The following is a 9196-nucleotide window of genomic DNA, read 5'->3' as shown; positions in this document are numbered from 1 at the left end:
CATGTCCACCGTCAGCCGGCGAGGAGCCTCCTCGCCGCGAGAACTGACCAGGATGGGCGACCGGATCTCGTTCCTCTACCTGGAGCGCTGCACCATCCACCGCGAGGACAACGCGATCACCGCAGAGGATGCGGACGGGATCACGCACATCCCCTCGGCGACGATCGGCTGCCTGCTGTTGGGGCCCGGAACCCGCGTCACCCACCAGGCCATGAGCGTTCTGGGCGACAGCGGAGCAGGCGTGGTGTGGGTGGGCGAGCAAGGGGTCCGCTTCTACTCGGGCGGAAGATCCCTCACCCGATCCTCCGCCCTGGTCGAGGCCCAGGCGAAGAAATGGGCCAACCACCGTACCCGCCTGGAAGTCGCCCGCGCGATGTACCGGATGCGCTTCCCCGACGAGGATCCCGCCGGCCTCACCCGCCAAGAACTCCTCGGCAGAGAGGGCCGACGAGTCAAGGAGCGTTATCGGACGGAAGCCGCTAAATACGGCATCACATGGGGCGGTCGCCACTACATACCGGGAGACTTCGGCTCAGGTGACCCGGTCAACCAAGCGGTCACGGCCGCCGCCCAGTGCATGTACGGCATCGCTCAGACCACCGTCGCCGCCCTCGGCTGCGCCTCCGGCCTCGGTTTCATCCACTCGGGCCATGAACTGGCCTTCGTCCTCGACATCGCCGACCTCTACAAGACCGAGATCGCCCTACCCATAGCCTTCGCCACCGCCGCCGAAAGCCCTGAGGACGTGGGCTCCCGCACCCGTCGAGCCGTCCGCGACGAGGTCAACCGCATCGGCCTGCTCCGCCGATGCGTCGACGACATCAAGAGCCTTCTGCTGCCCGAGGAGGTCGACGACCCCATGGACGGCGGCATTGATCGCGTCACCCTCCAGGGCGATCGAGGGGCGGAGCTGGAATCGGGTCGCAACTACGACGATGGGATGCCCTGGTGACGATCATCATCCTCACCCAGTGCCCCACCGGTCTCCGCGGCTTCCTCACCCGGTGGCTGATGGAGATATCCCCGGGCGTCTTCATCGGCGGCCCCTCCGCACGCGTCCGGGAGGCCCTTTGGCGAGAGGTGCGCCAGTACGCCGGAGCCGGCCGTGCTCTCCTCGCCTACACCACCAACAATGAGCAGGGTTTCACCTTCGAGACGTGGGACCACAAGTGGCACCCCGTCGACTACGAAGGCGTCACCTTGATCCGCCGCCCTAAGCAGAGGCCTGCGGTCTCCGCGGCCCCGCCGCCGAGCGGCTGGAGCAAGGCATCCAAACGTCGCCGCTATAGACGTTGATCTGCTCCGTCGTCACGACGGCTCAGGAACGGCGGTCGCGTCCGCCACGGCAGGGCCTGCCGTCCGGGTGGTCTCAGGGCAGGCAAGGCCGTTGGACGGCGGCAGGTCACCGGCAGAGCTTCATCATGCCTCCAGCACGATTCCCGATGCCCGATATGTCTGAGTTGCAAGAAGTGATGAATTCCGAGGTCAGTCCGAGATAAAACTGCAGGTCAGCGAGTGTGCTCCCCGCGCACGCGGGGATGGTCCCGGCAAAAACGCCAAATACGCACAGGAAATGGCGTGCTCCCCGCGCACGCGGGGATGGTCCCCGAAGGCGGGGCGCTTTTCCGCCCGATATAATGTGCTCCCCGCGCACGCGGGGATGGTCCCTCAACGCCCTCTTCGCCCTTGCTGCGGTGTACGTGCTCCCCGCGCACGCGGGGATGGTCCCCGGCGCCGCCGGCGCACGGCCAGCTACGGCGAGTGCTCCCCGCGCACGCGGGGATGGTCCCCCGGCGCCGGCAGAGGGTAGGCGGCGTTCGGGGTGCTCCCCGCGCACGCGGGGATGGTCCCGCCGACGGGCGGAACTCCCTCTCCCGGTCCACGTGCTCCCCGCGCACGCGGGGATGGTCCCCCTGATCGGGAGGGACACCACCCGCGGCAAAAGTGCTCCCCGCGCACGCGGGGATGGTCCCCGTCCGTTTGGGCTCTGGCGGCTGAGCGAATCGTGCTCCCCGCGCACGCGGGGATGGTCCCCGTCTCCTGCTCCGCTTCGTCGAACGTGATCGCGTGCTCCCCGCGCACGCGGGGATGGTCCCCGTCTCCTGCTCCGCTTCGTCGAACGTGATCGCGTGCTCCCCGCGCACGCGGGGATGGTCCCACTTCGGGAGCGGTGACGCCAAGCATTACCACGTGCTCCCCGCGCACGCGGGGATGGTCCCGGGTGCCGGCCCGTGAAGACCGGCCGGTCTTCGTGCTCCCCGCGCACGCGGGGATGGTCCCATCCATGTCACGTCCAAGGGGGCCGTGCCGGAGTGCTCCCCGCGCACGCGGGGATGGTCCCACCCGGCCGCCGGCGGCCTCAGGAGCCAGGGCGTGCTCCCCGCGCACGCGGGGATGGTCCGGCTGATGCTCGGCAGGGGTCGATCGAGCGATGGTGCTCCCCGCGCACGCGGGGATGGTCCCCGGTCTGTCGATGAACGAGGTGCGGTCATGCAGTGCTCCCCGCGCACGCGGGGATGGTCCCATCCGCGGCACCAAGCTCAAGTGCGGCAACTGGTGCTCCCCGCGCACGCGGGGATGGTCCCCGTGCCCTCCAGCACCTCGCCGGCGTCGTGGTGTGCTCCCCGCGCACGCGGGGATGGTCCCATGCGGGACGTCTACACCTGGGTGATGGACCGGTGCTCCCCGCGCACGCGGGGATGGTCCCCGCTGTGCGAGGCGGTCGGGGTGTCCAAGGCGGTGCTCCCCGCGCACGCGGGGATGGTCCCAAGGGGCAGTGCCTGTGTCCGCCGCGCGTGCAGTGCTCCCCGCGCACGCGGGGATGGTCCCAAGGGGCAGTGCCTGTGTCCGCCGCGCGTGCAGTGCTCCCCGCGCACGCGGGGATGGTCCCAAGCGGTTCACGCCCTCACCGCCACCGCCGACCGTGCTCCCCGCGCACGCGGGGATGGTCCCCGTCCCGTTCGGGCAGCGGGCAGGGTCGGACAGTGCTCCCCGCGCACGCGGGGATGGTCCCAGCTTGAGCGCGACGAGGGCCGGGTAGATCGCGTGCTCCCCGCGCACGCGGGGATGGTCCCTCCCGGGCAAGCTCCGTGCTGCTCGGCACCCGGTGCTCCCCGCGCACGCGGGGATGGTCCCCGGGTGTTATCCGGGTCGATCTCCGGGACCAAGTGCTCCCCGCGCACGCGGGGATGGTCCCCGCGGCGATCTGCGTGGCATTCAGCCGCAGGGGTGCTCCCCGCGCACGCGGGGATGGTCCCCCTCGTCATCTGGGACAGCCTCAACGGGGAATGTGCTCCCCGCGCACGCGGGGATGGTCCCGAGGCACACGCCCTGCTCGACGCCGGGTTCCGGGTGCTCCCCGCGCACGCGGGGATGGTCCCCGCCGGAAGCGCACCCAGCCGGTGACCGGGCGGTGCTCCCCGCGCACGCGGGGATGGTCCCGCTGGAATCACCGACAAATTGGGTGCGCGTACGTGCTCCCCGCGCACGCGGGGATGGTCCCCCCCTTACAGGTTGAACACAATCGTCTCGCGGGTGCTCCCCGCGCACGCGGGGATGGTCCCTGGCCGACATCATCCGCGCCATCGACGGGCCGGTGCTCCCCGCGCACGCGGGGATGGTCCCGCGTACTGAGGCTGGTGGGCGCTGGTCCTCCAGTGCTCCCCGCGCACGCGGGGATGGTCCCAGCGTCGGCAAGCGGATTCGGGGTGCGCGCGCGTGCTCCCCGCGCACGCGGGGATGGTCCCCTCGTCCCCAATGTCGTACACCAGCCGGGTAGGTGCTCCCCGCGCACGCGGGGATGGTCCCTGACCAACCGCGACGTACTGCGGATCGAGCTGGTGCTCCCCGCGCACGCGGGGATGGTCCCCCGCGCAGCATCAACACCAGGCGGTTGGCCAGGTGCTCCCCGCGCACGCGGGGATGGTCCCTCAACGGTATGACCGTCGTTACCCCGTCCGGGGTGCTCCCCGCGCACGCGGGGATGGTCCCAGGGTGTCGGTGTCCCATGCGATGGGGTGGCCGTGCTCCCCGCGCACGCGGGGATGGTCCCGGCGTGGTCGATCTCCGCACCGGGGAATTGCGGTGCTCCCCGCGCACGCGGGGATGGTCCCAAGCCAAGCGTCAGTGGGACGGGCCCTCGCGAGTGCTCCCCGCGCACGCGGGGATGGTCCCGCCTCGGCCTGGGGCTGTCTCCGCGGGGTACGGTGCTCCCCGCGCACGCGGGGATGGTCCCTTCGTCACTTCGTCACATCAACACCAGTTCGAGTGCTCCCCGCGCACGCGGGGATGGTCCCTTGAAACCGGCGCATGGGACACGGTCGCCATGGTGCTCCCCGCGCACGCGGGGATGGTCCCGATGGCGCTGATCAGACCCGAGCAGTCATATCGTGCTCCCCGCGCACGCGGGGATGGTCCCCCTTGCCCGACCTTGCCCGAGTTGGGCTAGCAGTGCTCCCCGCGCACGCGGGGATGGTCCCTCGTCGTCGGCGACGCCGACCTCACCCTGACGGTGCTCCCCGCGCACGCGGGGATGGTCCCGTTGTGGCCCGTGACTACCGGCTGAGCTGGCGGTGCTCCCCGCGCACGCGGGGATGGTCCCGGTCCCTGCTCTCATCCCTCAACCCGGCCCGGGTGCTCCCCGCGCACGCGGGGATGGTCCCCATCCTCGGCACTCCTCACCGGCCACGCGAGCGTGCTCCCCGCGCACGCGGGGATGGTCCCCGGCATCTGGCTCAGGCTGGCGGGGTCCAGCTGTGCTCCCCGCGCACGCGGGGATGGTCCCTGGCGCGTGATCCTGGACGACCTGACCGAGCGGTGCTCCCCGCGCACGCGGGGATGGTCCCGAGCTGATGTCCTGAAACGACGGAAGGCCCCCGTGCTCCCCGCGCACGCGGGGATGGTCCCCTCCCGCGTGAGCTCGTCCAGGCTCCGGGCGAGTGCTCCCCGCGCACGCGGGGATGGTCCCACCCGCAGGCCGGGGAACATCAGCCCGCACAGGTGCTCCCCGCGCACGCGGGGATGGTCCCGAGGGTCGCCGCGTTGTCGCCGCCGAGGGTCAGTGCTCCCCGCGCACGCGGGGATGGTCCCCCGGCGCTCGGTCGCCGCATCAGGATCGAGACGTGCTCCCCGCGCACGCGGGGATGGTCCCGACTTGACTCGGCAGACCCCCGCGACTTGCGCAGTGCTCCCCGCGCACGCGGGGATGGTCCCCGTGCCAGGAGCAGGAGGAGGCCACCACGATGGTGCTCCCCGCGCACGCGGGGATGGTCCCGCAAGGCCCGGAACCTGGCCCGCTACCAGCGGGTGCTCCCCGCGCACGCGGGGATGGTCCCATCGAGCCCAGCCCACCGGCGCGGCCGCCGAGGTGCTCCCCGCGCACGCGGGGATGGTCCCGGTCTGGTCTGAGGAGGGAAGAATCATGGAGAGTGCTCCCCGCGCACGCGGGGATGGTCCCGCGTACTGAGGCTGGTCGGCGCGGATCCTCCAGTGCTCCCCGCGCACGCGGGGATGGTCCCCCGGAGGAGGTCGAGGAGACGGCGCAGCGTCAGTGCTCCCCGCGCACGCGGGGATGGTCCCGAGAAGGGGGAGCTTCGCGCCCGGCCCGGCGGGTGCTCCCCGCGCACGCGGGGATGGTCCCGAGGGGCTGATCCAGACGTCCCCGGGCCGCGGGTGCTCCCCGCGCACGCGGGGATGGTCCCCGGTTCGGGCGCAGGCTCTACCGGATCGGCGAGTGCTCCCCGCGCACGCGGGGATGGTCCCGTCGTGATCGAAAGGAATGATGAATCATGGCGGTGCTCCCCGCGCACGCGGGGATGGTCCCGGGCGGAAACCTTGTCGGTGCCGGTAAGCCGTGTGCTCCCCGCGCACGCGGGGATGGTCCCCGAGCGGAAAGGGCAAGGCGATGTAGCAGGAAGTGCTCCCCGCGCACGCAGGGATGGTCCCTCTTCCTCTAGCCGGACGGATTCGCTCACTGCGTGCTCCCCGCGCACGCGGGGATGGCCCCCTGTATGTGCTGGTGGTGCTGCCGCCCGGCAAGTGCTCCCCGTGCACGCGGGGATGGTCCGGCGTCTGGGCTGGTGTGCAGCTCCGGGGCGTACCTGCTCTTCGCGTACGCGGGAGTAGCCCAGGTGGAGCTGGATTGCCTTAGGCCTGACTGCTCCCTGCGCATGCGGGGATAGTTCCGCGCCTTGCGTTCGCAAGCTCATGTCAGCGATTGCTGCCACGTTTGCAGGAATGAGCCCTATGGCTCTCGCCGGTGTGGTTGCACTCAGATCGCACGGAGGTGGTTCCTTCACCACTGCCGACGTGATTGGCGTTCCCGCTGCTCCTGCGTGCGTGAGGTGCTTTGAAAGGGCGTGCCGTCGAACCAAAGGACTGCTCTTATGTGTATGCAGGGACCCTTTCTCGTCAACTTTATGGCGCCGGGTGGTTGCTCCTATGTGGATAGAGATGGCGCCCGTTGAGGTTTCTTCTAGGTGAGGATCCTGCTGTCTCTATGTGTGATGAGGGCTTCTGATGTGAAATTACCGTGCCCTGCACCTTGTAGAGAGTACATAGTCTATGAGTGATCACTCACGTCCGCTAAGCTGCTCTGTAGGTGTGCAGATGAACCGACTTGCGGGGAAGTCGCCTTGTTTGCGCGCGGACTCTATTTCTTGAAGGGGCGCCGGCCGGGGCCATCCCCGCGTGCGCGGGGAGCAGGTTGCCGCATACGCATGGCTGGGGCCAACCCTGCGTACGCAGGGAGCAGGCCGGCGCCTGAGGAAGGGTACACTAGCTCGCTTCGTCGTGCGGGTGCAGAGATGCATCGTGCTTATCGAGTCGATGATCATCCCTGGGTGGTCTGACGTTGCTCTTTCCCCAGGTGATGGCGCCGGCCCCCGCAACGCCTCCGGCGATCAGAGCGCGGGGAACGTCTTGGCCTGACAGGTAAGTGAGGGTCGCTGCGGCCGCGGCGGCAATGCCGGAGAAAAGTAGAAGGACGAAGACGTGCAGGTCAAATGTATAATCGTTGGTTTTCTTCATGGTGCTCATCTTAATCCCTCAGGGGGCTTCACGCTAACGCTTGGCTGTTGCCTTGGAGGAGGGGTGGTCAAAGACTAGCAAGGTGTGCCGACTTGGTGGCCGTCTACTGGTTTTGTCGCTCCCAAAAATAAGAACTCCTTGCAATTTTATTCTATTTGTGTTTAGGTGTCTGATCTAATTGCTTTTGTGAAGTTCTTTCCCTAATGTGTAGATAGCGGGAAGCTGGGGGTGCTTAGTTCGTGGTGTAAGCCGGTCTTCTCGAGATGGATGGGGTAGCGGCAAGGCGGCCTTCTGGGAAGTCGAAGGCGTTGAGCGGACGATGGCGGAGCTCTTGCGGTTATGCAGTGGGTCGCTTTCGACTGGGGTGGTCCAGTGATCTCAGCACCGGCCGGTATCCGTGATGGGAGCCGTCGCCAGGCTTGTCGGTGCGTTCGCCGCTGGTCCTGGTCAAAGTGACCAGCGGGTCTGCCCAGGTGCCTTCAGCGTGCTTGGTCGGTTGCTGCCGCAGCGGCTTGCCCTGCCGGGTCGGCGGTCAGGACCGGCCCCACAGAGCCTGGGCGTCATCCGGCTGATCGGCTCTTGGCCGATCTCGGTTGCCGCCGCGGCCGTCTCGTTGGACTCGGGCGCTATGGACCGCGTCCTCGCCTCGATCGTCATCAGATGCGGTTCTTGACCAAGAACGGCGTTGACAACGTACGGTCCTCTGCTTGCCCTTGCTCGATGCCGTCGTGGGCTGTTCAGGGGTGCCCGTGCTCACAGGAAGGTGGAGGCCAGGGCGTGGTGGAGTTGCAGGGCGGCGGCCGCCAGGCTGCTGGTGACCAGGCCGGTGCTGGTCAGGAGGAGCGGGCCGCTGATGGTGTTCTTGTCCGGGGGCGCGGTCAGCATGGCCTGGACGCGGGCGACGACCCCGGATTCGGCGAAGGCCGGGGTGGGGCCGGCGTACGCCGAGCGGGTGAGGGCGACCTTGGCGATGGTGCGGGCGACCAGCGCGCGGTCGCCGACGCGTTCGGCGGCCTCCTCATCGGCCCATCGTTCGATGGCCAGCCGCAGGCGTCGCTCCAGGGGGCGCAGCGGCGGCAGCAGGGTCGCGCTCAGCGCGGCGACGGCCTGGTAGCGATGGTGGTGGTGCCGGAGGTGGGAGTGCTCGTGCTGGAAGACCACCTCCAGTTCCCGGGAGGTGAGCCTGCGCAGCAGGCCCCGGGAGACCAGCACGCCGCCGTTCCGGCCCGGGATCGCGATCGCGATGGGGTCGTCGGTGTCCAAGGGCTCGCGGGAGGCGGCGCGGGCGGCGCGCAGGTCGGCCGTCCAGCGCACGAGCAGCCGGATGATGAGCGCCGGGCTGGCGATCGAGGCCGCGACGCCGGGGATGCCGAGCCAGGCCGGGATCGGGCTGTCGTCGCCGATCAGCGCCCATTCGGGCACCTGTGCGGCCAGGCCGGGCGCCAGGGTGGCGCCGTAGTTGACGGCGATGAAGACGGCGGTGCCGACGGCGGCGAGGGTGGTCATCGCCGCGGTCACGGCCAGGGAGCGGGCCGTCCACGCCGGATGCAGCGGCAGCGTCACCCCGCCCAGCAGCAGGCTCAGCGCCAGCGTGAGCGCGACGGGCAGGAAGGTCAGCGGGTTCACCCTGGCTCTCCCCGGGTGTCGAGGATGTCGTGCGGCGCCTGCCCTTTGCGGGTGGCGGGCGCCTGCACGAGCTCGCTCAACGCGTCGTCCGGATCGCCGGTGTGCCGCACACGATGGTGCATTCGGCCGGGGCTCATCCGTCGTCGGCCGATGGCGGCGCCGGGGTTCCCGGCGGGCTCGGGCGGAGGGCGGCGGGACGTGCGGCCGGGGCGGGATCGTGCTCGACCGCGGCATGGGCGAGCACGCCGTGGGGGAGGGTCCGAGGTCTCGCCGTCCGGGCCCAGCCGTTCACGGCCGGCACGTCGACCTTCGGCTGTCCCAGTGGTCTACGCCGCACGATCCTGACCTAACGAAGTGTCGGGGCCAAGGGGTCGTCGGACCCGGTGCGGGTCCGCTTGTTCGGCCGGGTGAGCCCGGGGCGCCGGCGCGGTGGGCGGCCGGTCGCGATGGGCTCGACCAGGCTTTCACGCTATGAACTCTTACATTAGTAGTAGAGCCTTGGTCATGTCCGGACCCCGGGGCGGGCGGAAAAGGTCACCTCGCG

Annotated in this window: 5 protein-coding genes and 1 CRISPR repeat array; of the genes, 2 read left to right on the top strand and 3 right to left on the bottom strand. The window is 69.8% G+C overall.

Going from position 1 to position 9196, the window contains the following annotated elements; translation table 11 throughout:
• The first annotated feature begins 1 nt into the window (after nucleotide 1).
• Both cas1e and cas2e read left to right on the top strand, forming a co-directional pair.
• A complete protein-coding gene (gene cas1e / locus EIO00_RS09085; protein ID WP_140177120.1) occupies nucleotides 2-952 on the top strand; it encodes a type I-E CRISPR-associated endonuclease Cas1e in 951 nt (316 codons plus the stop codon).
• Nucleotides 949-1296, top strand: coding sequence for a type I-E CRISPR-associated endoribonuclease Cas2e (gene cas2e / locus EIO00_RS09080; protein WP_140177118.1), 348 nt, complete (start codon nucleotides 949-951; stop codon nucleotides 1294-1296). Before cas1e ends, cas2e begins: the two co-directional genes overlap by 4 nt.
• Before the next feature lie 221 nt (nucleotides 1297-1517).
• Nucleotides 1518-6065: direct repeats of the CRISPR family, unit length 29 nt; unit sequence GTGCTCCCCGCGCACGCGGGGATGGTCCC.
• A 709-nt stretch (nucleotides 6066-6774) separates the two neighbouring features.
• Here the strand turns inward: cas2e and EIO00_RS09075 are convergent.
• From EIO00_RS09075 to EIO00_RS25580, 3 genes are all read right to left on the bottom strand, one after another.
• Complete coding sequence (locus EIO00_RS09075) at nucleotides 6775-7035, bottom strand: hypothetical protein (RefSeq protein ID WP_140177116.1); 261 nt, start codon at nucleotides 7033-7035, stop codon at nucleotides 6775-6777.
• A gap of 744 nt (nucleotides 7036-7779) precedes the next feature.
• Entirely contained in the window at nucleotides 7780-8652 is an 873-nt protein-coding gene (locus EIO00_RS09070; protein ID WP_140177115.1) for a M48 family metalloprotease, read from the bottom strand.
• Entirely contained in the window at nucleotides 8649-8774 is a 126-nt protein-coding gene (locus EIO00_RS25580; RefSeq protein WP_277752865.1) for a hypothetical protein, read from the bottom strand. Before EIO00_RS25580 ends, EIO00_RS09070 begins: the two co-directional genes overlap by 4 nt.
• Nucleotides 8775-9196 lie beyond the last annotated feature (422 nt).

It is taken from the genome of Thermomonospora catenispora, from assembly GCF_006363815.1.
GTDB classification, from domain to species: Bacteria; Actinomycetota; Actinomycetes; order Streptosporangiales; family Streptosporangiaceae; genus Thermomonospora; species Thermomonospora catenispora.
This window is presented reverse-complemented; position numbering and strand designations above follow the sequence as displayed.